The following is a 22,791-nucleotide window of genomic DNA, read 5'->3' on the forward strand; positions in this document are numbered from 1 at the left end:
TTCTTATTATTGTCGCGCGGTCAGACGCCGCGCCTGGCGATGGATGCTAGCGCCTGCGCAGGGAGAAAATTTGAAGTGCGTCAAAGTTCGCCTGCGGCTAGCCAAAGGTTGGCCCACAGTTGAGCACGCCATCAGATAGCGCGAAGCAATAAAAAGCCGCTGGTAAACAATCGAACACCTGGCGGGCCGCCCGCCAGGTGCTGGGAGTGGCTTAGAGCGCCGCCAGACCGCGCGCCAGATCCGCCTGCAGATCAGCCAGGTCTTCAAGACCGACGGCAACGCGGATCAGGTTGTCACGAATCCCGGCATTGGCCCGTTCGGCAGGTGTCAGACGGCCATGGGAAGTGGTCGCCGGATGGGCAATGGTGGTCTTGGTGTCACCGAGGTTGGTGGTGATGGAAATCACCCGCGTGGCATCGATAAAGCGCCAGGCGGCATCTTTGCCACCCTTGACCTCAAAACTGACCACGGCACCGAAGGCACTCTGCTGACGCTTGGCCAGTTCATGCTGCGGATGGCTGGGCAGGCCTGCGTAATACACACGCTCAATGCCTGGTTGCTGCTCCAGCCATAACGCCAGTTGCAACGCACTGGCGCAATGCGCCTGCATGCGGATGCGCAGGGTTTCCAGGCCCTTGAGGAAAATCCAGGCATTGAACGGGCTGAGCGTCGGCCCGGCCGTGCGCAAAAAACCCACCACTTCGGTCATCAGCTTGGCCGAACCGGCGACCACACCGCCCATGCTGCGGCCTTGACCGTCGATATATTTGGTCGCCGAGTGCATCACTACGTCGGCACCGAGCTTCAACGGCTGCTGCAACGCTGGGGTGCAGAAGCAGTTATCCACCGCCAACAGCGCGCCCTTGCCATGAGCAATCTCGGCCAAAGCCGCAATGTCTACCAGCTCGGCCAACGGGTTGGACGGCGACTCGACAAACAGCAGCTTGGTGTTGGGTTTGAACGCAGCGGCCCAGCCGTCGAGATCCGCCAGGGGCACGTAGTCGACCTGCACGCCGAAGCGCTTGAGGTACTTCTCGAACAGGCTGATGGTCGAGCCGAATACACTGCGCGACACCAGCACATGATCGCCAGCGCTGCACAGACTCATGACAATCGCCAGAATCGCCGACATGCCAGACGCGGTGGCTACTGCCTGTTCGGCGCCTTCCAGGGCGGCGATGCGTTCCTCGAAGGCACGCACCGTCGGGTTGGTGTAGCGCGAGTAAACGTTACCCGGCACTTCCCCGGCAAAACGCGCAGCGGCGTCGGCCGCCGAGCGGAATACATAGCTGGAGGTCGGGTAGATCGCCTCGCTGTGCTCACCTTCGGGTGAGCGGTGCTGGCCGGCACGGACCGCCAGGGTGTCGAAACCAACGCCGTCCAGATCACTGTCCAGACGCCCGGCTTGCCATTCATTCGTCATTGCCAATTCCTTCAACCGGACCAAAGCAGCGGGCCGGGCTGCAACCTAGTTGTTATACAGGTCGATGATTGCACTGACCGCCTGCGACTTGGCCTTAGTGGCGTCGTTACGCGCCTGTTCGATACGGTTCAGGTAAGCCTCATCGACATCACCGGTGACGTACTTGCCGTCGAACACCGCGCAGTCGAAATTGTCGATCTTGATCTTCTTGCTGCCGCTGACCGCTTCGATCAGATCTGGCAGGTCCTGATAGACCAGCCAGTCGGCGCCGATCAGCTCACAGACTTCCTCGGTGCTGCGACCGTGGGCGATCAACTCGTGCGCACTGGGCATGTCGATGCCATACACGTTCGGGTAACGCACCGCCGGCGCCGCCGAGCAGAAATACACGTTCTTCGCCCCGGCTTCGCGGGCCATCTGGATGATCTGCTTGCAGGTGGTGCCACGCACAATGGAGTCATCCACCAGCATCACATTCTTGCCGCGGAACTCCAGCTCGATGGCGTTGAGTTTCTGCCGCACGGACTTCTTGCGAGCCGCCTGGCCCGGCATGATGAAAGTACGACCGATATAGCGGTTCTTCACAAAACCTTCGCGGAATTTCACGCCCAGGTGGTTGGCCAGCTCAAGAGCGGCGGTACGGCTGGTATCCGGAATCGGGATGACCACATCAATGTCGTGATCAGGACGCTCGCGCTGGATCTTCTCGGCAAGCTTCTCGCCCATACGCAGACGCGCCTTGTACACCGAGATGCCATCCATGATCGAGTCCGGACGTGCCAGGTAAACGTGCTCGAAGATGCACGGGGCGTATTTTGGATTCGCGGCGCACTGGCGGGTAAATAGCTTGCCTTCCTCGGTGATGTATACCGCTTCACCCGGCGCGAGGTCACGGATCAGGGTGAAACCGAGCACGTCGAGCGACACGCTTTCCGAGGCGATCATGTATTCCACGCCTTCGTCGGTGTGACGCTGACCGAAGACGATCGGGCGGATGCCGTTAGGGTCGCGGAAGCCGACGATGCCGTAACCGGTGATCATCGCCACCACCGCATAACCACCCAGGCAGCGCTCGTGCACATCGGTCACAGCGGCAAACACGTCTTCTTCGGTGGGCTGCAGCTTGCCGCGCTGGGCCAGCTCGTGAGCGAACACGTTGAGCAGCACCTCCGAATCGGAGTTGGTGTTGACGTGGCGCAGGTCGGACTCGTAGATCTCCTTGGCCAGCTGCTCGACGTTAGTCAGGTTGCCGTTGTGCGCCAGGGTGATGCCATACGGCGAGTTGACGTAGAACGGTTGCGCTTCGGCCGAGCTGGAACTACCCGCCGTGGGGTAGCGCACGTGACCGATGCCCATATGGCCGACCAGGCGCTGCATGTGGCGCTGCTGGAACACATCACGCACCAGACCGTTATCCTTGCGCAGGAACAGGCGACCATCATGGCTGGTGACAATACCGGCAGCATCCTGGCCGCGGTGCTGGAGGACGGTCAGCCCGTCATACAGCGCCTGATTGACGTTCGATTTACCGACGATACCGACAATGCCGCACATGTGACGCAACCCCTACTCAATGAAACACGATGATTCGCAATGCACTTACGGCAGTTTAGGCTGCTGCAGTGCCTCTTTGAACGGTAACTCCACCGGCGCAGTAACGCCGCTGGCCAGCCACTCACTGGACAACCCCAGAATCAGGTTTTTCGACCAATCAGCAACCATCAGAAAATGCGGCAGAAGTGCTGACTCCTGCCACCAACTGTCTTGTTGAACCGGAGCCAGGCTGATCAGACCGACCAGCACCACAACCAGCAGGCCTCCGCGCGCTGCGCCGAAGACCATGCCGAGAAAACGATCAGTCCCCGACAGCCCGGTCACCCGGATCAATTCACCAATCAGGTAGTTGACCAGGGCACCAACCAACAGGGTGACCACAAATAGAATCGCGCAACCTGCAATCACGCGCGCCGAAGGCGTCTCGATAAAATCCACCAGGTGCTGCGACAGTGCGCCGCCGAACATCCAGGCGACCACGCCAGCAATGATCCAGGTAAGCAGCGACAGGGCTTCCTTGACGAAGCCTCGGCTCAGACTGATCAGACTTGAAATGGCGACAACGGCGATGATCGCCCAATCGACCCAGGTGAATGCCACGATGCAGGTTACCAACAGGAAAGGCGCTGCATTTTAGCAGAGCACCTGCAAAGGGAGTAAGCAAAGGATTCACCAACCGCTGAAATGCCCGGCCAATCCGGCGACTTGCCTGAACTGACAGGGCCTATCAAGCCGATTGATCAGCCTGCTTCTGGCTGAAAGCGCACCACAAACCCATTGAGCTTGTGCTGACGATTGAGCTGATCACGCAGGCGATCCGCCTCGGCACGCTCAATCAGCGGCCCGACAAATACCCGGTTCATGCCATCGACGCTGCGGATATAGGCGTTATAGCCCTGGCTGCGCAGGGTTTTCTGCAGTTTCTGCGCTCCCTCGCTGCTGGACAGACTCGCCAACTGCACCGACCAGCTGATCGGCAGGCTATTGGCATCCAGCTTAGTCTGCGCAGCAGGTGGCGCGGCCACTGGCGCAGCAGCAGGCGCCTGCACTACGGCCGCAGCGGGTTGTTCAAGCGACGGTGCCTCGACCGGTTCCAGACTTTGTGGCGCATCGGGAGCAACCGGCTCATCTGGCAGCAACTGTGGCTCAGGCACAGCCACTGGTTGCACCTCAATATTGGGCATTTCAGGCACAGCCGGCATTTCGGGGGCATCTACCTGCACCCGACGCGACTCGTCTTCACGCGATAACAGCATGGGCAGGAAGATCACTGCCAGCGCCAGCAACACCAGCGCACCGACCATGCGCTGCTTCAGTCCTTTATCCAGCAAAGCCATCCTGCACGCCCCCATTGGCTTGGCGGGCCAGCCAATCCAGGGCCTCGGCCACGCAGTAGAAAGATCCAAACAACAGCACTTCATCGCCATCGGCGGCCTGTTCGCACTGAGCTTCCAGTGCCGCCTGCACGCCGGCATAAACAGCTACTTGCGCACCACAGCGCTGCAGATGCGCCTGCAACTCGGCGGCTTCACGGCTACGACTGGTCGGCAATGGCGCCACTGCCCAGTTATCGACTTCGCTCAACAAGGGCGCCACCACACCACTCAGATCCTTGTCGGCAAGCAGGCCGAACACCGCCAAACGCTTGCCCGGCAAGGCTCGCGCAGCCAGACGCTGAGCCAGATAATCAGCCGCATGGGGATTATGCCCAACATCGAGCAGCAGCGTGAGTGACTTACCCTGCCAATTGAGTAATCTGCGATCCAGTCGCCCGGTCACCCGGGTTTGCAGCAGCGCCTGACTGATCACCTCGGGCTGCCAGGGCAATTGCATCACTGCGTATGCCTGCAAGGCCAATGCAGCGTTTTCCATGGGCAGATCAAGCAACGGCAACTGACTCAGGCGCAGCACTTCGCCCTGGTGATTAAGGCCACACCAGGACCAACTTTGCCCATCAATACTCAGGTCGTAATCACGACCACGCAGGAAGAATGGCGTATCCAGCAGCGCCACCTGATCGAGTAGCGGCTGCGGCGGATCGATATCACCACACAAAGCCGGTTTAGCAGCGCGCAGAATACCTGCCTTCTCGAAGGCGACTGATTCACGGCTATCGCCAAGCCAGTCGGCGTGATCGATGCCAATGCTGGTCACCACGGCAATATCGGCGTCCAGCAGATTCACCGCATCCAGGCGGCCACCCAGGCCCACTTCCAGCACCAGCGCATCCAGACCGGCCTGCTGAAACAGCCAGAAGGCCGCCAGGGTACCCATTTCGAAATAGGTCAGCGAGGTATCGCCACGCGCCGCCTCGACCACGGCAAAGGCTTCGCAGAGCTGGGCATCGCTGGCTTCAACACCGACAATCTGTACCCGCTCGTTGTAACGCAGCAAATGGGGAGAGCTGTAAACACCAACCTTGAGCCCCTGCCCCTGCAACAGCGAGGCAATAAAGGCACAGGTCGAGCCCTTGCCATTGGTGCCGGTGACGGTGATCACCCGCGGAGCAATCCTGGCCAGACCCAGGCGCTGCAACACGATCCGCGAACGCTCCAGCCCCATATCAATGGCGCTGGGGTGCAGTTGCTCCAGATAGCTCAGCCAATCGGCAAGGGAACGTTCAGTCATGCAGTCGCCGGCAGTGCAACAGGCGATGGCAGCCCCATCAGCTGGGCCAACAGACGCGCCAGACGCGGACGCAGTTCGGCACGGTGAATGATCATGTCGATGGCGCCATGCTCCAGCAGGAACTCACTGCGCTGGAAGCCTTCCGGCAGTTTTTCGCGCACGGTCTGCTCGATCACCCGCGGGCCAGCAAAACCGATCAGCGCACGAGGCTCGGCAACAATCACATCACCGAGCATGGCCAGGCTGGCCGATACGCCGCCGTAAACCGGGTCGGTCAGTACGGAAATAAACGGAATACCTTCTTCACGCAGACGTGCCAGCACGGCCGAGGTCTTGGCCATCTGCATCAGCGAGATCAGCGCTTCCTGCATACGCGCGCCACCGGAGGCGGAGAAGCACACCAGCGGGCAACGCTGCTCCAGGGCGACATTGGCGGCGCGGACAAAGCGCTCACCAACGATGGCGCCCATCGAACCACCCATAAAGGAGAATTCAAACGCGCAGGTCACAATCGGCATGCCTTCCAGGGTGCCGCGAATCGACACCAGGGCATCTTTCTCGCCGGTCTGCTTTTGCGCGCCTGTAAGGCGATCCTTGTACTTTTTGCTGTCGCGAAACTTCAGACGGTCAACCGGCTCAAGGTCGGCACCCAGCTCTTCACGCCCCTCGGCATCGAGGAATATATCCAAGCGCGCACGGGCATCAATGCGCATGTGGTGATTGCACTTGGGGCAAACATCCAGGGTCTTTTCCAGCTCGGGCTTGTACAGCACCGCGTCACAGGACGGACACTTGTGCCACAGACCTTCAGGCACCGAACTTTTTTTGACCTCGGATCGCATGATCGATGGGATCAGTTTGTCTACCAACCAGTTGCTCATGCTCTTGACTCTCCAAAGCTGTTAACCGGACGGGCTGCGCTGTATGCGACCAGCCCTAACCGGGAAAATTCATGGCTACAGCCGTTTCAGGGGCCGGTGCACTGCCATCAGCATTTACGCACCCGCCGCCTCGAACGACCGCCTGCAGCGTTTATCCAACCTGCAACAGGGGTATGGACGGCCAAGCCAGCATCGCCGTCACATCAACCCTGCACACCTCAGACAGTCTTTACGGCCTGCATAAAAGCGCGAATCTTCTCGGCATCCTTGATGCCCTTGGTCTTTTCTACGCCACCACTGACATCCACCGCATAGGGACGCACCTGCGCGATGGCCTGTACAACATTCTCAGCCGTCAGGCCGCCTGCCAGAATAACCGGCTTGCTCAAGTCGTGAGGCACCAACGACCAATCGAATGCTTCGCCCGTACCACCTGGAATACCTGGCACATAGGTGTCCAGCAATACGCCGCTGGCATTCTTGAACAGCGCCACCTGAGCAGCAATGTCATCGCCCGGCTTGACGCGCAGCGCTTTGATATACGGACGATGGTAGCCATCACAATCTTCAGGACTCTCGTCACCATGGAACTGCAGCAGATCCAGCGGCACAGCGTCGAGAATCTCACCCAACTCACAGCGACTGGCATCGACAAACAGACCTACCGTGGTCACAAAGGGCGGCAAAGCAGCAATGATCGAGCGCGCCTGCTGCAGCGTGACCGCGCGCGGGCTCTTGGCATAGAACACCAGACCAATCGCATCTGCACCCGCCTCAACAGCCGACAATGCGTCCTCTATGCGAGTAATGCCACAAATCTTGCTGCGAACGGCTGACAACAGGGTGACCTCGATAAATTCAGTTGAAGCCGGATGCTAGCAAATAGCCTTTCAGGCGTCAGCCGCCACATCCGGCAAGCCGGAAAGAAAGTGCGGGCCCAGGTAGCGCTTGGGCAAGTCGAACTCTTCGGGGTAATCAACCTGCACCAGATACAAGCCATAGGGGTGAGCAGTCACCCCACCGGTACGCCGCACGCGGGTTTCTAGCACTTCCTGCGCCCATGCCACCGGCCGCTCGCCCGCACCAATGGTCATCAGCACCCCGGCGATATTGCGCACCATATGATGCAGAAACGCATTGGCGCGGATATCCAGCACGATAAACCGCCCGTACTGCAGCAACTCCAGGTGATGCACCGTCTTGATTGGTGACTTGGCCTGGCACTGACGGGCACGGAAAGCGCTGAAATCGTGGGTACCGATAAAACACTGCGCGGCTTGGCGCATGCTTTCGATATCCAGCGGCCTATGGTTCCAGGTGACTTCTTCAGCCATATGCGCTGGGCGAATCTGGTCGTTATAGATCACATAACGGTATCGCCGCGCCTGAGCGCAGAAACGCGCATCAAAGTGCGCTGGCATCGACTTGGCCCAGGTCACGCTGATATCGCCGGGCAAATTCATATTCGCGCCCATCACCCAGGCATGCATGGAGCGCTCGACTGGTGTATTGAAATGCACGACCTGACCGCTGGCATGCACCAGCGCATCGGTACGCCCGGCACAACTTAAGGTTACGGGCACACCACCAGCGACTTTCGCCAGGGCTTTCTCCAGCGACTCCTGGATTGAAGGCACACCGGCACGCTGGCGCTGAAAGCCGCGATAACGCGAACCCTTGTACTCAACACCCAGGGCTATCTTGAAAACGCCAACGGCAGCCGAATCGGCTGCCGTTGTAGTAAAACCATCAGACATGTATCAAACCAATTTAGCGATCAGCTCACGCGCTTCCTGTTGCTGACCTTCGTTACCTTCGGTGATGACTTCATCGAGGATATCGCGAGCACCTTCGGTATCACCCATGTCGATGTAGGCACGCGCCAGATCGAGCTTGGTGGCCGTCTCGTCAGTACCCGAGAGGAAGTCGAAGTCATCGTCATTGTCCAGTGCCGCACTGGCAGGCGCACTTGGCGACATATCCAAATCAGCCGGCTGATCCAGATCATCGGAAAGCAGATCCAACTCAGCGCTGACTTCGTCCAGTTGTGCAGCAAAGCTGTCGCTCGATGGCTGAACAGGTGCGTCATCACTCAGCGACAGATCAAAGTCAGCTGACAGGTCAAAGTCACCAGCCGCTTCTTCCGCTGGCAATTCAAAACTTGCTTCGGCAGCAGCCGGCGCCGCCTTGGGCTCATCATCCAGGCTCAGGAGGAAATCATCCTCAGCATCTGCCGCAGGTTTGGCCGGAGTATCCAGGTCGAGACTGAAGTCCGCCAGATCAGCACCCAGATCCAAGGTGTCGCTACTGCTGTCCGCCAGGCTCAAGTCAAAGCCCAGGTCGTCTTCTTTGTTATCTGCTTGCTCAAGCGGCGAGCTGAAGTCGAGGTCGCTGTCCAGCGCCAGGCTGTCGAGATCATTCAGCGAAGCATTGTCACCAGCTGCCTGCAGGTCACGATCCAACTCAGACTCAAGGTCATCCAGACTCAGGTCAAATGCATCATCCTGATCACCAGCAGCTGCCTTCGGAGCCGGATCATCCAGGGTCAGATCATCCAGGCTGAAGCTATCCAGATCTCCGGCAGCCGCAGCTGCTGCAAAACCGGCACCAGCGGCTACCGCCGCCATTGCGGGGTACTTGGCCTTGATTTGATCGACTTCGGCGGCGCTGCCACCGATTTCACGCAGCTCGTCGTCCTGACGGGCAAAACCATTGCGGTCACCCATCTCGGCATAGACTTCCATCAGTTTCAGGCGCAGATCACTGCGCTGCGGCTCGTCATTGATCGCGGTCTGCAGCAACTCGGCAGCCTGCGGGAAACGGCCATAAGCAATGTAGATATCAGCCTCACCCAATGCATCGCCAGTCTGCGCAGTGACCCGCTCTTCGCTCGGCGCTTCAGCTTGCTGGCTGCCGAGGTCATCACTCAGGCCGGCAAAACTGTCATCCGGCAAATCCAGACCAGCACCCAGGTCGGAGGCATTCTCATCAGCGGCCAGGCTCTCTTGCAGTTCTGCTTCTTTCATCGCATTGCGACGGGAAAGCATCATCAACGCAATCAGCAGCACCAGCAACGCACCACCACCGGCTACACCCAACAGCATCGGGCTGGCCAACAGGTCATCAATAGCGCTGCTCTCGGCCTGCGGTTCTGCAACCACCGGAGCCTCAACGACTGGCGCTGGCGGTGCTACCGGGGCAGGCTCAGGCGCCACGACTGGAGCGGGCTCTGGCTCTGGCGCAGCCGGCGCTGCCGCCTCAGGCTGCGTAGCAGGCTCTTCGCTGTAGTTGAAATCAGTCTCACCGGTCACCGCCGGCTCAACCGGAGCGGGTGCAGCCACAGGCTCTTGCGGTGCAGTCACTGGCGCAGGCGCCGCAGGGACTTCAGCTACCACTGGCGCCTCAACCACTGCAGCCGGTGCTGCCGGTACAGCAGCCGGAACTGGCGCATTGTTCTGCGCAGCCAAATCGGCCTGCAGCTTGGCCATCTGATCGTCTTTGAGCTGAATCAGACGCTGCAGTTTGTCGAGCTGGCTCTGCAAATCGGTCATGCGACCTTTAAGCTCATCGTTTTCACGGCGGCTGGAGTCCAGGCTTTCCTGGGTCACGGCCAATTTGTCAGTCAGCGCTTTGCTGTCAGCTGCGCCTTTATCACTGCCGGCAGTGGCCTTGCCACTATCAGCGGCAACCAGCTTCAGGCTATCACCTGTCTCGACCTTGGCCGGTGCAGCTGCGGCGCTGGTGCGCTTGGTGGCATCCAGTTGACGCGCGCTGGTGGCTACGCTGCGACCTTCACGCCAGGCGGCATTCTGCTCGGCGACCTGGGCAATGGCTTCGCCTTGAGCGCGGCTCTTGATCTGCTGCTCATCCGGCAGACGCAGCACCTGGCCGCTTTTCAGACGGTTGATATTGCCACCCACAAAGGCATCCGGGTTCAGATCCTGAATGGCCAGCATGGCTTGATGCACACTGCCACCGGCACGTGCGCGCTGGGCAATTTCCCAGAGGGTATCGTTGGCAGTGGTTTTGTATTCATTACCTTGCAGCGGTTTGGCCGCTAGCGCAGCAGGTGCGGTTGGAGCCGCAGGCGCTGCTGGCTCAGTTGCAGCAGTAGCTGGACGCGGCGCAGGAGCTGGGGTTTGCACACGCGGAGCAGGCGCCGGGGCAGCTACAGGCAGCTGCGCGGCCGCAGGAATAACGCTTTGCGGGGTATACAGCGGCGGATCAAGCAACAGGGTGTATTCGCGCAGCAAACGGCCATTCGGCCACAGCACTTCAACCAGGAAGTTCAGGTAGGGCTCGCGCATGGGCTTGTTGGAAGTCACCCGAATGACACTTTTGCCATTGGGCTTGAGCACTGGCGTGAACTTGAGGTCAGTCAGAAAATACTGACGGTCAACACCAGCCTTGGTGAATGCTTCGGGGGACGCCAGGGTTGGAATGACTTCATTGGAAGCCAGGTCGCGCACTTCCAGCAACTCGATCTCTGCGACCAGCGGCTGATTGAGCGCCGATTGCAGGGTCACTTCACCCAGCCCCAGAGCGTGCGCCATACCGGATGACAGCGCCGAAGCAGCTGCGATTGCCAGCACCAGTTTGCGAACCCGAACCATAGCGTTATCCCTTGTTTTATCTTTTTTTCTCGACCAGCGAGAGGATCTTGAAAATTGCTGCCTGCCCCACCCGAAGGTGTTACCCCATTCAGCAATCAACTCAGCCAGTATTGCCAAGCTCGAAAGATTCTTCAAATTTCTAGGTAAGTATCTTTTACAGATAGTGTTTTATCAACAACTCGGCTATTTGCACAGCATTCAGCGCCGCGCCTTTTCTCACATTATCAGACGTGATCCACAAATTGAGTTCGGCTGGATCATCCAAACCCGCACGTACCCGGCCCACATAGACCACATCCTGGCCAACCGCATCACCCACTGCAGTCGGGTAATCATCCGGTTCAACCAGCTCTAGCGCAGATGCGCCGTCTAGTGCAGCACTGATTTGCTGCAGATCGATAGCCGACTCGGCCTGCAGAGAAACGCTCAAACTGTCGCCAAAAAACACTGGTGCCTGGATACAGGTGATAGCGACCGGCAGCTGCGGCACACCAAGCAATTGCCTGATTTCGCTGGCGATCTGCCGCTCCAACGCAGCATGCCCCTGGCTATCAGTCTGCTCGACCTGCGCCAACAGATTGAATGCCACCTGCCGATCAAACAGCCGTGGCTCAAGGGCTCGACCGTTAAGCAATTCAGCGGTCTGGCGCGCCAGTTCGGATACAGCTTCACGACCGCGGCTGGAAACAGCCAGGCAAGCAGTAACGGTCAGTCGCTGGATAGCCAAGGACTCAGGCAGCGCGGCCAGCACTGCAGCCAGAGCGATCGCCGGCGCGCTCGGACTGGTCAGCAGGTATGGCGCATTCAGCGCAGCGAGCACCTGCGCATTGACCTCAGGCACCAGCCGCGGCGCCTGCTCAGCGGGCAGGCCACTGGCCAGATCAATCACCGCACAGCCGGCCGCAGCCGCCTGCGCCGCATACGCCTGGGTAATCTTGCTGCCTGCGGCAAAGAACGCCAGGCGCACATTGGCAAAATCAAAGCCCTGCAGATCACGAACGCGCAGGCTTTTGCCGTTGAAGGTCAACGAGCGCCCTGCCGACTCTCCGCTGGCCAGCAGGTGCAGATTGGCCACCGGGAATTCGCGCTCTTCCAGCAGTTGCACCAAGGCTTCGCCAACGCTACCGGTGGCACCGATCACGGCAATATCAAAGGTTCGGGTCATGACGGCACTTCAAGCGAAATAAGCCAAGCACTGTATCGCCAGGCCCGCAAAATGCAAAGAAGCGGGCTGCCGGATGCTCGATTTGACTCGAACAGCCAGCAGCCCGCCCCTTTTCTTGAACAGCCTGTTCGCGTATCAACGCTGCGCGATTAACGCTCCAGCAGGATACGCAGCATGCGCCGCAGCGGTTCAGCCGCGCCCCACAGCAGCTGATCGCCGACCGTGAACGCGCCGAGGTATTGCGATCCCATATTGAGCTTGCGCAGACGGCCGACCGGCACGCTCAGGGTACCGGTTACCGCAGTCGGGCCCAGCTCGCGAATGCTCGCTTCGCGCTGGTTTGGCACCAGCTTGACCCAAGGATTGTGCTGGCTGATCAGACCTTCGATGTCCGATAGCGGCACATCCTTGTTCAGTTTGATGGTCAGCGCCTGACTGTGGCAACGCATGGCGCCAATGCGCACGCACAGGCCATCAACCGGGATCGGGTTTTTGAAGCGACCGAGAATCTTGTTGGTTTCCGCCTGGCCCTTCCACTCTTCACGGCTCTGCCCATTTGGCAGTTCCTTGTCGATGTAAGGAATCAGGCTGCCGGCCAGCGGCACGCCGAAATTATCGACCGGGAACGACTCACCGCGCATGGCTTCGGCCACTTTACGGTCAATATCCAGAATGGCGCTGGCTGGATCGGCCAGCTCATCAGCTACCGAGGTGTTGATCGCGCCCATTTGCTTGATCAGCTCACGCATATTCTGCGCGCCAGCGCCGGAGGCCGCCTGATAGGTCATGGCACTCATCCACTCGACCAGACCGGCTTCGTACAGACCACCCAGGGCCATGAGCATCAGGCTGACGGTGCAGTTGCCGCCGATGTAGTTCTTGGTGCCGGCATCCAGCTGCTGGTCGATCACCTTACGGTTGACCGGATCGAGCACGATGACCGAGCTGTCATCCATACGCAGCGACGAGGCGGCATCGATCCAGTAGCCCTGCCAGCCGGCTTCGCGCAGCTTGGGGAAGACTTCGTTGGTGTAGTCACCGCCCTGGCAGGTCAGAATCACGTCTAGGCTTTTCAGCTCGTCGATGCTGTAGGCGTCCTTCAAGGGCGCCGTTTCCTTGCCAATCGCCGGGCCTTGGCCGCCGACATTGGAGGTGGTGAAGAACACCGGTTCGATCAAGTCGAAATCCTGCTCTTCCAGCATGCGTTGCATCAGCACGGAACCGACCATGCCGCGCCAACCGATCAGACCTACACGTTTCATAACCACTACACCTATATAAGCTGACCACCGGAGACCTCCGGCGGGCCAGGAAGATTACAGACTACGCAGCGCTTCGACTACCGCATCACCCATTGCCGCAGTGCCGACCTTGGTCGTACCTGCGCTGAAGATGTCGCCGGTACGCAGGCCTTGATCCAGCACCTTGCTCACGGCCAGTTCAATAGCATCGGCTGCTGCCGCCTGATTGAAGCTGTAACGCAGCATCATCGACACCGAGAGAATGGTGGCCAACGGGTTGGCGATGCCCTTGCCGGCGATGTCCGGCGCAGAGCCGTGGCACGGCTCGTACATGCCCTTGTTGTTGGCGTCCAAGGATGCCGACGGCAGCATGCCGATGGAACCGGTGAGCATCGAAGCTTCGTCAGACAAAATGTCACCAAACATGTTGTCGGTGACCATCACATCGAATTGTTTGGGCGCACGCACCAGTTGCATGGCGGCGTTGTCGACGTACATGTGGCTCAGTTCGACGTCAGGGTAGTCCTTGGCCACTTCCTCGACCACGGCGCGCCACAGTTGGCTGGAGGCCAGCACGTTGGCCTTGTCCACCGAGCAGAGCTTCTTGCCACGCACGCGCGCCATGTCGAAACCGACCTTGGCGATACGGCGGATTTCGCTCTCGCTGTACGGCAGGGTGTCGTAGGCCATGCGCTCGCCGTTTTCCAGCACCTTGCTTTCGCGCGGCTGACCGAAGTAGATGCCACCCGTCAGCTCGCGGACGATAAGGATATCCAGACCAGCGACAACTTCCGGCTTGAGGCTGGAAGCATCGGCCAATTGCGGGTAGAGGATGGCCGGGCGCAGGTTACCGAACAGACCCAGCTGCGAACGGATCTTCAACAGGCCGCGTTCCGGACGGATGGCTGGATCAATGGTGTCCCACTTCGGCCCACCTACGGCGCCGAGCAGCACCGCATCGGCAGCCTTGGCGCGCGCCAAGGTCTCGTCAGCCAGCGGCACGCCGTAACGGTCGATGGCCGCACCGCCGAGGTCATCGAAACTCAGTTCGAACCCCAGGTTGTACTTGTCGTTGGCCAGGTTCAGCACCTTGACCGCCTCGGCCATGATTTCCGGGCCGATACCGTCGCCGGGGAGAATCAGAATCTGTTTGGACATGCTTTTCTCAACTCATTAAATCGGCGAGTGACGGATGCACTCGCCCGCTGATTACTTGATGGCGCCGAACAGCCAGGGGCTGCGCTGCTGATAGGTGGTTTCAAAGGCCTTGATCGCATCGCTGTCCTGCAAGGTCAGACCGATATCGTCCAGACCGTTGAGCAGGCAATGCTTGCGGAAGGCATCAACCTCAAAGCTGTACTGCACGCCGTCAGGGCGGGTCACGGTCTGCGCGGCCAGGTCGACGGTCAGTTGATAACCCTCGGTGGCTTCGGCCTGCTGGAACAACGCATCGACCTCATCTTCCTTGAGGATGATCGGCAGCAGGCCGTTCTTGAAGCTGTTGTTGAAGAAGATATCGGCAAAGCTCGGCGCAATGATCGTGCGAAAACCGTACTCCTCAAGCGCCCAAGGCGCGTGTTCGCGGCTCGAACCGCAACCAAAGTTCTCCCGCGCCAGCAGCACACTGGCGCCCTGGTAGCGCGGGAAGTTCAGCACGAACTCCTGATTCACCGGGCGTTTGGAATTATCCTGATTCGGCTGACCGACATCGTGGTAGCGCCACTCATCGAACAGGTTCGGACCGAAGCCGGTGCGTTTGATCGACTTCAAGAACTGCTTGGGGATGATCTGGTCGGTGTCGACGTTGGCGCGATCCAGTGGAGCGACCAGGCCGGTGTGTTGAGTAAAAGCTTTCATCGTCAGCTCCTTAGGCCTGGATCAATTCGCGCACATCGATAAAGCGGCCGGTCACCGCAGCAGCGGCAGCCATCGCCGGGCTGACCAGGTGGGTACGACCACCGGCGCCCTGACGGCCTTCGAAGTTGCGGTTGGAGGTGGAGGCGCAATGCTCGCCATTGCCGAGTTTATCCGGGTTCATCGCCAGGCACATGGAGCAGCCCGGCTCGCGCCATTCAAAGCCGGCCTCGATAAAGATGTGGTGCAAGCCTTCTTGTTCTGCCTGCGCCTTGACCAGACCCGAACCTGGCACCACCAGCGCCTGCTTGATAGTGCTGGCAACCTTACGGCCCTTGGCCACTTCAGCGGCAGCACGCAGGTCTTCGATGCGTGAGTTGGTGCACGAGCCGATAAACACGCGGTCCAGCTTAATATCGGTAATCGGCTGATTGGCCGACAGGCCCATGTACTTCAGGGCGCGGATGATCGAGTCCTTCTTCACCGGGTCGCTTTCAGCGGCCGGGTCCGGCACGTTCTGGTCCACAGCCAGAACCATTTCAGGGGAAGTACCCCAGCTGACTTGCGGCTTGATGTCTTCAGCTTTCAGTTCGACCACGGTATCGAACACTGCATCAGCATCGGAAACCAGGTCCTGCCACTGCGCCACGGCCTTGTCCCAATCCGAGCCCTTGGGCGCAAACGGACGATCCTTGACGTAGGCGATGGTTTTCTCATCCACCGCCACCAGGCCGACGCGGGCCCCCGCTTCGATGGACATGTTGCAGATGGTCATACGCCCTTCCAGCGACAAGTCGCGGATTGCGCTGCCGGCGAACTCCAGGGCATGGCCATTGCCACCAGCGGTGCCGATTTTGCCAATCACGGCCAGCACGATGTCCTTGGCGGTGACGCCGAACGGCAGTTTGCCTTCGACACGCACCTGCATATTCTTCATCTTCTTGGCCACCAGGCACTGGGTGGCGAGCACATGCTCGACCTCGGAGGTACCGATGCCGTGGGCTAGCGCACCGAAGGCGCCATGGGTGGATGTGTGCGAGTCGCCGCAGACTACGGTCATGCCCGGCAAGGTCGCGCCCTGCTCCGGACCCACCACGTGAACGATGCCCTGACGCACGTCGTTCATCTTGAATTCGAGGATGCCGAAGTCATCGCAGTTCTCGTCCAGGGTCTGTACCTGGATACGCGACACTTCATCAGCGATGGCCTCAAGGCCGCCTTGACGTTCAGCCTTGGTGGTCGGCACGTTGTGATCCGGGGTGGCGATGTTGGCGTCGATGCGCCACGGTTTACGGCTAGCCAGACGCAAGCCCTCAAAGGCCTGCGGCGAGGTCACTTCGTGGAGGATGTGGCGATCGATGTAGATCAGCGACGAACCATCGTCGCGACGCTTCACCTCATGCATGTCCCAGAGCTTGTCGTACAGCGTTTTGCCGGCCATCAGCGATTTCCTCATCAACTTGTTTCTATGCCTAGGCAAATAGCCCTTTGGCTTATGGGGCCATCCTATGGCTCCGAATGAAATTACTCAAATTCATATTTTTTATTCAAAGCATTCCAAAACAGAATACGAGTACGGCATGCTGATCGCATTCTCCCGACTCGACCGCCAGGACCACCCGCATGGATCTCGCCACCCTGAATGCCTTTATTGCCATTGCCGAGTTGGGCAGTTTCTCGGAAGCGGCAGAGCGCCTGTTTCTGACCCAACCAGCGGTAAGCAAACGCATCGCCAGCCTGGAGCAACAGCTCAATGTGCGGCTGTTCGATCGCCTGGGCCGCGAGGTGAGCCTGACCGAGGCCGGCCGCGCCCTGCTGCCACGGGCCTATCAGATCCTCAATGTGCTCGATGATACGCGCCGCGCTCTGACCAACCTGAACGGCGAGATCAGCGGTCGCCTGACCCTGGCCACCAGCCACCATATCGGCCTGCATCGACTGCCGCCGCTGCTGCGCGCCTTTACCCGGGCGCACCCACAGGTAGCCCTGGACATCCAGTTTCTCGACTCCGAAGTGGCCTATGAAGAGGTGCTGCATGGCCGCGCCGAGCTGGCGGTGATCACCCTCGCCCCAGAAACCCGCGAGCCCGTGCATGCGGTGGCCGTGTGGGACGACCCACTGGATTTCGTCGCCGCCCCCGAGCACCCGCTGGCGCGTAATGGCGCCGTCAGCCTGACTGATGTGGCCCATCACCCGGCAGTCTTTCCCGGCGGCAACACCTTTACCCACCACATCGTGCGGCGCCTGTTCGAGGCGCAGGGCCTCACGCCGAATATCGCCATGAGCACCAACTACCTGGAAACCATCAAGATGATGGTGTCCATCGGCCTGGCCTGGAGCGTACTGCCGCGCACCATGCTCGATGACCAGGTTGCGCGCCTGCCGTTGCCCGGCATCCAGCTGACGCGCCAGCTGGGCTATATCAGCCACACCGAGCGCACCCTGTCGAATGCGGCGCGGGCCTTTATGAACCTGCTGGATGCCCAGCGTGACGGTCTTGCACAGGCAAGCGGGTAAAGGCTAACGTGGCTCCATAACGATAAGAAAGGTTTCTGCATGACTCAGCACAGTTGCTCAGCCAGCGGTCACGAAACCCGCATATGCAAAGGAAGAGTGGGTCGTGGCCAAATCCAGTGATCGCCGTCCGCCACTGCCGTTTATTCCGGCACTGGATCCTGCCGAATTCGAAAGCACCTGGAACGATGCCCCACGCCTGCTGCGTGCGCTCAATGGCGCCAAACTCGGCACCTGGTACTGGGACATCGAAAGCGGCCGCGTGAGTTGGTCACGGGGCGCCCAGGCACTTTTCGGCCTTGACCCCAAGCAACCGCTGCAAAAGCGCATCGACTATATCGAGCTGATCCCGGAAGAAGACCGCCCGGAGATCATCCGCCTGTTCGAACAACTACTCGCCGGCACCCCCAGCACCCGCGCCTTCCGCCACCGTATACGCTGGCCAGATGGCAGCCTGCACTGGCTGGAAATCAGCGGCAGCCTGCAGCAGGACGCCGACGGCAAGCACCGGGTCATCGGGGTCATCCGTGACATAACCAGCCAGCAAGCTCGCGAACAGGCACTGCGCAGCAGCGAGGAAAAATTCGCCCAGGCCTTTAACTACAGCCCCGATGCCGTGGTCATCACCGAGAAATCCAGCGGCCGCTTTATCGAAATCAACGCAGGCTTCGAGCGTCAATTCGGTTGGACCAGCGAGCAGACCCTGGGGCGTACCTCGCTGGAAATGGGCATCTGGGCCTGCCTCAAAGATCGCCAACGAATGATGGATGCGGTCAAAAGCAACACCCTCAACGGCCTGGAAGTACCGCTCTACCACCGCGACGGCAGTATCCGCCGGAACCTGCTGTTTGGCGGCGAAATTATCCTGGACGGCATTCCCTGCCTGGTTCTTTCGCTGCGTGACATTACCCAACAGCGCCAACAGGAACATGCCCTGCAGGACAGTCAGGAACGCCTGGGTCTGGCCCTCGATTCAGCCGCCCTCGGCACCTGGGACTGGCACATCCCAAGCAATATGCTGTTCGGCTCGGCCCGCGCCTCCAAGCTGCACGGCCTGAAAGAAGAGCCCTTCCACGACGATTTCCGCAAGTTCTTCAGCTGTGTACCGCTGGCCGACCGGCATGCCATGCGCAAGCACTACCAGAATCTGGCAGAGGGCATCACCGAGGACTACCAGGTGACCTACCGGGCGATCTACGCCAACCAGGAAGTGCACTACCTGGAAAGTACCGCCAAGCTCTACCGCGATGCCCAGGGCCAGCCTGAGCGCATGGCCGGCATCCTCATCGATATCAGCGAGCGGGTGCGCCGCGAGCAAAGCCTGGCCGCGTCAGAGGCCAAATTCGCCAGCCTGTTCCAGGCCAGCCCCGACCCTGTCGCCCTGACCACCCTGCCCGACGGCTTTGCCCTGGAAATCAACTCCAGCTTCAGCCAGACCTTCGGCTGGCAAACGGACGAAGTAGTCGGCCGCAAAATGACTGATCTCAACCTGTGGGCCGACCTCAGCCAACGCACTGCGCTGTACCACAAACTGCAGCGCGACCAGAGCCTGGACAACGAGGTCGCGGACTTCCTCGACAAGCAGGGCAACGTCATCACCTGCGTGGTGTCCTCACGGCCGATCATGCTCAACAACCAGAGCTGCATCCTCACCACCTTCCGTGATATCAGCGAGCGGCAAAAGGCCCAGGCACAGCTACAGGCCAGCCAGGAGAAATTCGCCCTGGCATTCCACTCAAGCCCCGACGCCATCACCATTACCGAACGCGACAGCGGCCGCTATATCGAGGTCAACGAAGGATTCAGCCGCCTGACGGGCTACAAACCCGAAGAAGTCATCGGCCGCAGCGCCATGGAGCTCAATGTCTGGGCTGACTTGGCCGAGCGCGACCTGATGGTGGAAAAGCTCAAACGCGACGGCCATGTCTACCACATGGAAATGCACGGCAAACACCGCGACGGCCAGATCAAGCTGGTCGAAGTGTCGGTCGAGTCGATCGAGCTGAACAATACTGCCTGCCTGCTGCTGACTGCCCGCGACATCAGCGAGCTGAAAAGCGCTCAAGCCCAGGTGCAGCACCTGGCCTACCACGACTCACTGACCAACCTGCCCAACCGAGCCTTACTTCTCGACCGCCTGACCCAGCAGATTGCCTTGCTCAAACGCCACGAGCTGCGCGGCGCCCTGCTCTTTATCGATCTAGACCACTTCAAGCACATCAATGATTCCCTCGGCCACCCGGTCGGCGATGCAGTGCTCAAACTGGTGACCGCGCGCCTGGAGTCCAGCGTGCGCCAGGAGGACACCGTGGCGCGTCTGGGCGGCGACGAGTTTGTCGTGTTGATTTCCGGCCTGGAGGGCAAGCGCTCTACGGTGGTCAGCCAGGTGCGCATGGTGGCGGAGAAACTGCGCCACCTGCTCGCCGAACCCATGCTGCTCGACGGACACCAACTACAGGTCACCCCGAGCATCGGCATCGCCCTGATTCCCGATCATGGCGACACTCCATCCGACCTGCTCAAGCGCGCCGATATCGCCCTGTACCGGGCCAAGGACTCGGGGCGCAACTGCATCCAGCTGTTTCGCAACACCATGCAAAAAGCCGCCAGTGAGCGTCTGCGCCTGGAAAACGATCTGCGCCTGGCCCAGGCCCGTGGCGAATTCGAGCTGCATTTTCAGCCGCAGGTGGATGCGCGCAACAATCAGATCATCGGCGCCGAGGCGCTGCTGCGCTGGATGCACCCGACTCTGGGCGCACAGTCACCGGCGCTGTTTATTCATATACTCGAAGAAAGTGGGCTGATCCTCGAAGTCGGCGGCTGGGTGCTGGCTGAAGCCTGCCATGCCTGCGCCCAACTGCTGCGTCAGGGCCTGGTCGATGCGTCGCAATTCAGCCTGTGCGTAAACATCAGCCCGCGGCAGTTCCGTCAGCATGATTTTGTCGAGCGGGTGGAAAGCAGCCTGACCAGCAGCCAGCTACCCGCCAATATGCTCAAACTGGAAATCACCGAAGGCATCGTGATCCAGAACATCGACGACACGGTCGCCAAGATGAACCGCCTCAAACGCCTGGGCGTGAGCTTTGCCATGGACGACTTCGGCACCGGCTACAGCTCGCTGACCTACCTCAAGCGCTTGCCGGTGGATGTGCTGAAGATTGATCAGTCATTCGTGCGCGACGCTACCCAGGACGCCAACGATGCGGAAATCATCCGCGCCATCGTCGCCATGGCGCGCAGCCTGGGGCTGGACATGATTGCCGAAGGGGTCGAACAGATCGACCAGTTGGAGTTTCTGCAGCAACAGGGGTGCCACCACTACCAGGGCTACCTGTTCAGCCGGCCGGTACCACTGCAGCAGTTCCGCCAATTGCTGCACGACAACCGCATACCGGCGCCTCTGTAAAACAACAAGGGCACCCGCAGGTGCCCTTGTGGATCACACGCAGCGTACTTAGCTCTGCAGCACGCGGCCCGCACCAATCGGGATGCGCTTGGCCTTGGCCTCTTCCGGCACGATGCGTACCAGGTCGATGTTCAACAAGCCGTTGACCAGGCTGGCGGACTTGACTTCGATATGGTCGGCCAAGCGGAACGACAGCTTGAAGGCACGCTGGGCGATGCCCTGGTACAGGTAAGTGACGTTCTCGGCGCTGGTATCACGTTTTCCGCCAGTGACGGTCAGTACGCCGCGCTCGACCTGCAATTCAAGGTCGTCTTCCTGAAAACCCGCCGCCGCGACTACGATGCGGTATTGGTCGTCGGCATATTTCTCGACGTTGTAAGGTGGGTAGCTGCTACCCGACTCATTGCGCATGGCCGATTCGAACAGGTCATTGAAACGGTCAAAGCCAACGGACTGACGGAACAGTGGGGTCATGGAAAATGCAGTGCTCATAATTTAAATCTCCTGAAATTCAGCGAGTGATACAGGACCCGACTTCGGCATCCTGCATGACTGAAAATGTGGTTACTCAACTGGATTTCAAGCCTCTGCAAAATTTTCTTACAGGGAGCAATTCGATGAGCAAGGTCATGCTGATCACCGGCGCCAGCCGCGGCATTGGCGCAGCCACCGCCAAGCTGGCGGCGTCTCAGGGCTATGCGCTGTGCCTGAACTACCACCGACAACAGGCAGCGGCGCAGGCGCTGCTTGAAGAGATCACCCAAGCCGGCGGCCAGGCCATCGCCGTGCAGGCCGATGTCGCCGACGAAGGCCAGGTGCTGCAGTTGTTCGCCCGCCTCGACCAGCACTTTGGCCGCCTTGATGTACTGGTCAATAACGCCGGCATACTGGAGCCACAGATGCGCCTGCAGCAGATGGAGCTGGCACGTTGGCAGCGGGTATTTGCCGCCAATGTGTTTGGCAGCTTTCTCTGCTGTCGCGAGGCGATCACACGCATGTCGACACGCCAGGGCGGTAGCGGCGGTGCCATCGTCAACCTGTCCTCGGTGGCCGCCAAACTCGGCGCACCGGGTGAATACATCGACTATGCGGCGGCCAAGGGTGCCATCGACAGCATGACCCTGGGTTTGGCTAAGGAAGTGGCGGCCGACGGCATTCGCGTCAATGCAGTACGTCCTGGGGTGATCGAAACCGAGATTCACGCCAGCGGTGGTGAGCCAGATCGGGTCGCGCGGGTCAGCCAGAGTGTACCCATGGGGCGCGGCGGCCTGGCCAGCGAAGTGGCCGAAGCGATCCTCTGGCTGGCCAGCGAGCAGGCGTCATACACCAGTGGCGCGCTGCTGGATGTGAGCGGTGGGCGCTAGCCGGGCAATCGCATAGCCCAGGTGCCCGAAAAGCTCGCCGCTAAAGCGCCTCCCACGAGACAATTTCGTGGTCATCCCAGTAGATGTCTCTTACCCCTAGATAATGGGAGGGGAAGTGGGAGGGGCTTTAGCCGCGACCAGAGAGTCG

At 60.0% G+C, this 22,791-nt stretch carries 18 protein-coding genes; 3 read left to right on the forward strand and 15 right to left on the reverse strand.

Annotated elements, in window-relative coordinates:
- Positions 1-211 precede the first annotated feature (211 nt).
- The 14 genes from ACOCLD_RS15455 to leuC all read right to left on the reverse strand — a co-directional run bounded on the left by ACOCLD_RS15455 (position 212) and on the right by leuC (position 16,800).
- Complete coding sequence (locus ACOCLD_RS15455) at positions 212-1,423, reverse strand: O-succinylhomoserine sulfhydrylase (RefSeq protein ID WP_422909798.1); 1,212 nt, start codon at positions 1,421-1,423, stop codon at positions 212-214.
- 45 nt (positions 1,424-1,468) lie between these two features.
- A complete protein-coding gene (purF, locus tag ACOCLD_RS15460) occupies positions 1,469-2,977 on the reverse strand; it encodes an amidophosphoribosyltransferase (protein ID WP_257778887.1) in 1,509 nt (502 codons plus the stop codon).
- Between the two features lie 45 nt (positions 2,978-3,022).
- The gene (locus ACOCLD_RS15465; protein WP_422909799.1) at positions 3,023-3,577 is read right to left on the reverse strand and encodes a CvpA family protein; all 555 of its coding nucleotides are present in this window, start codon (positions 3,575-3,577) and stop codon (positions 3,023-3,025) included.
- Between the two features lie 140 nt (positions 3,578-3,717).
- A complete protein-coding gene (locus ACOCLD_RS15470; protein WP_422909800.1) occupies positions 3,718-4,314 on the reverse strand; it encodes an SPOR domain-containing protein in 597 nt (198 codons plus the stop codon).
- On the reverse strand, positions 4,298-5,605 hold the full coding sequence (gene folC / locus ACOCLD_RS15475; protein WP_422909801.1) for a bifunctional tetrahydrofolate synthase/dihydrofolate synthase: 1,308 nt from the start codon (positions 5,603-5,605) through the stop codon (positions 4,298-4,300). Before folC ends, ACOCLD_RS15470 begins: the two co-directional genes overlap by 17 nt.
- Positions 5,602-6,486, reverse strand: coding sequence for an acetyl-CoA carboxylase, carboxyltransferase subunit beta (gene accD / locus ACOCLD_RS15480; protein WP_422909802.1), 885 nt, complete (start codon positions 6,484-6,486; stop codon positions 5,602-5,604). The genes folC and accD overlap by 4 nt, the downstream gene beginning before the upstream one ends.
- A 218-nt stretch (positions 6,487-6,704) precedes the next feature.
- Positions 6,705-7,325 carry a phosphoribosylanthranilate isomerase gene (locus ACOCLD_RS15485; protein ID WP_422909803.1) on the reverse strand — a complete coding sequence of 207 codons (621 nt, stop codon included), beginning with the start codon at positions 7,323-7,325 and terminating at the stop codon, positions 6,705-6,707.
- A gap of 51 nt (positions 7,326-7,376) precedes the next feature.
- A complete protein-coding gene (gene truA / locus ACOCLD_RS15490) occupies positions 7,377-8,243 on the reverse strand; it encodes a tRNA pseudouridine(38-40) synthase TruA (protein ID WP_422909804.1) in 867 nt (288 codons plus the stop codon).
- A gap of 3 nt (positions 8,244-8,246) precedes the next feature.
- Positions 8,247-11,099, reverse strand: a complete 2,853-nt coding sequence (locus ACOCLD_RS15495; protein ID WP_422909805.1) for a FimV/HubP family polar landmark protein — start codon at positions 11,097-11,099, stop codon at positions 8,247-8,249.
- A gap of 154 nt (positions 11,100-11,253) precedes the next feature.
- Positions 11,254-12,264: an aspartate-semialdehyde dehydrogenase gene (locus ACOCLD_RS15500; protein WP_422909806.1), complete on the reverse strand. Its 1,011-nt coding sequence runs from the start codon at positions 12,262-12,264 to the stop codon at positions 11,254-11,256.
- Positions 12,265-12,413: 149 nt separating this feature from the next.
- The gene (asd, locus tag ACOCLD_RS15505) at positions 12,414-13,526 is read right to left on the reverse strand and encodes an aspartate-semialdehyde dehydrogenase (RefSeq protein ID WP_422909807.1); all 1,113 of its coding nucleotides are present in this window, start codon (positions 13,524-13,526) and stop codon (positions 12,414-12,416) included.
- Positions 13,527-13,580: 54 nt separating this feature from the next.
- Positions 13,581-14,663: a 3-isopropylmalate dehydrogenase gene (gene leuB, locus ACOCLD_RS15510; protein WP_422909808.1), complete on the reverse strand. Its 1,083-nt coding sequence runs from the start codon at positions 14,661-14,663 to the stop codon at positions 13,581-13,583.
- A 51-nt stretch (positions 14,664-14,714) separates the two neighbouring features.
- Complete coding sequence (leuD, locus tag ACOCLD_RS15515; RefSeq protein WP_257778623.1) at positions 14,715-15,362, reverse strand: 3-isopropylmalate dehydratase small subunit; 648 nt, start codon at positions 15,360-15,362, stop codon at positions 14,715-14,717.
- A gap of 10 nt (positions 15,363-15,372) precedes the next feature.
- The gene (gene leuC / locus ACOCLD_RS15520; RefSeq protein WP_422909809.1) at positions 15,373-16,800 is read right to left on the reverse strand and encodes a 3-isopropylmalate dehydratase large subunit; all 1,428 of its coding nucleotides are present in this window, start codon (positions 16,798-16,800) and stop codon (positions 15,373-15,375) included.
- A gap of 182 nt (positions 16,801-16,982) precedes the next feature.
- Between leuC and ACOCLD_RS15525 the strand changes: the two genes are divergently transcribed.
- Both ACOCLD_RS15525 and ACOCLD_RS15530 read left to right on the forward strand, forming a co-directional pair.
- Entirely contained in the window at positions 16,983-17,876 is an 894-nt protein-coding gene (locus ACOCLD_RS15525) for a LysR family transcriptional regulator (RefSeq protein ID WP_422909810.1), read from the forward strand.
- Between the two features lie 103 nt (positions 17,877-17,979).
- Positions 17,980-21,279: a sensor domain-containing protein gene (locus ACOCLD_RS15530; RefSeq protein ID WP_422909811.1), complete on the forward strand. Its 3,300-nt coding sequence runs from the start codon at positions 17,980-17,982 to the stop codon at positions 21,277-21,279.
- 48 nt (positions 21,280-21,327) lie between these two features.
- On the opposite strand, the gene ACOCLD_RS15535 is transcribed toward ACOCLD_RS15530, so the two are convergent.
- On the reverse strand, positions 21,328-21,771 hold the full coding sequence (locus tag ACOCLD_RS15535; RefSeq protein ID WP_257778627.1) for an Hsp20 family protein: 444 nt from the start codon (positions 21,769-21,771) through the stop codon (positions 21,328-21,330).
- Between the two features lie 125 nt (positions 21,772-21,896).
- Here ACOCLD_RS15535 and ACOCLD_RS15540 point away from each other — a divergent pair, with 125 nt between their 5' ends.
- Positions 21,897-22,643 (forward strand): SDR family oxidoreductase, encoded by a 747-nt coding sequence (locus tag ACOCLD_RS15540; RefSeq protein ID WP_422909812.1) that lies wholly within the window; start codon positions 21,897-21,899, stop codon positions 22,641-22,643.
- Positions 22,644-22,791: the final 148 nt, after the last annotated feature.

The organism is Pseudomonas cimarronensis (assembly GCF_049331905.1).
Classification (GTDB): domain Bacteria; phylum Pseudomonadota; class Gammaproteobacteria; order Pseudomonadales; family Pseudomonadaceae; genus Aquipseudomonas.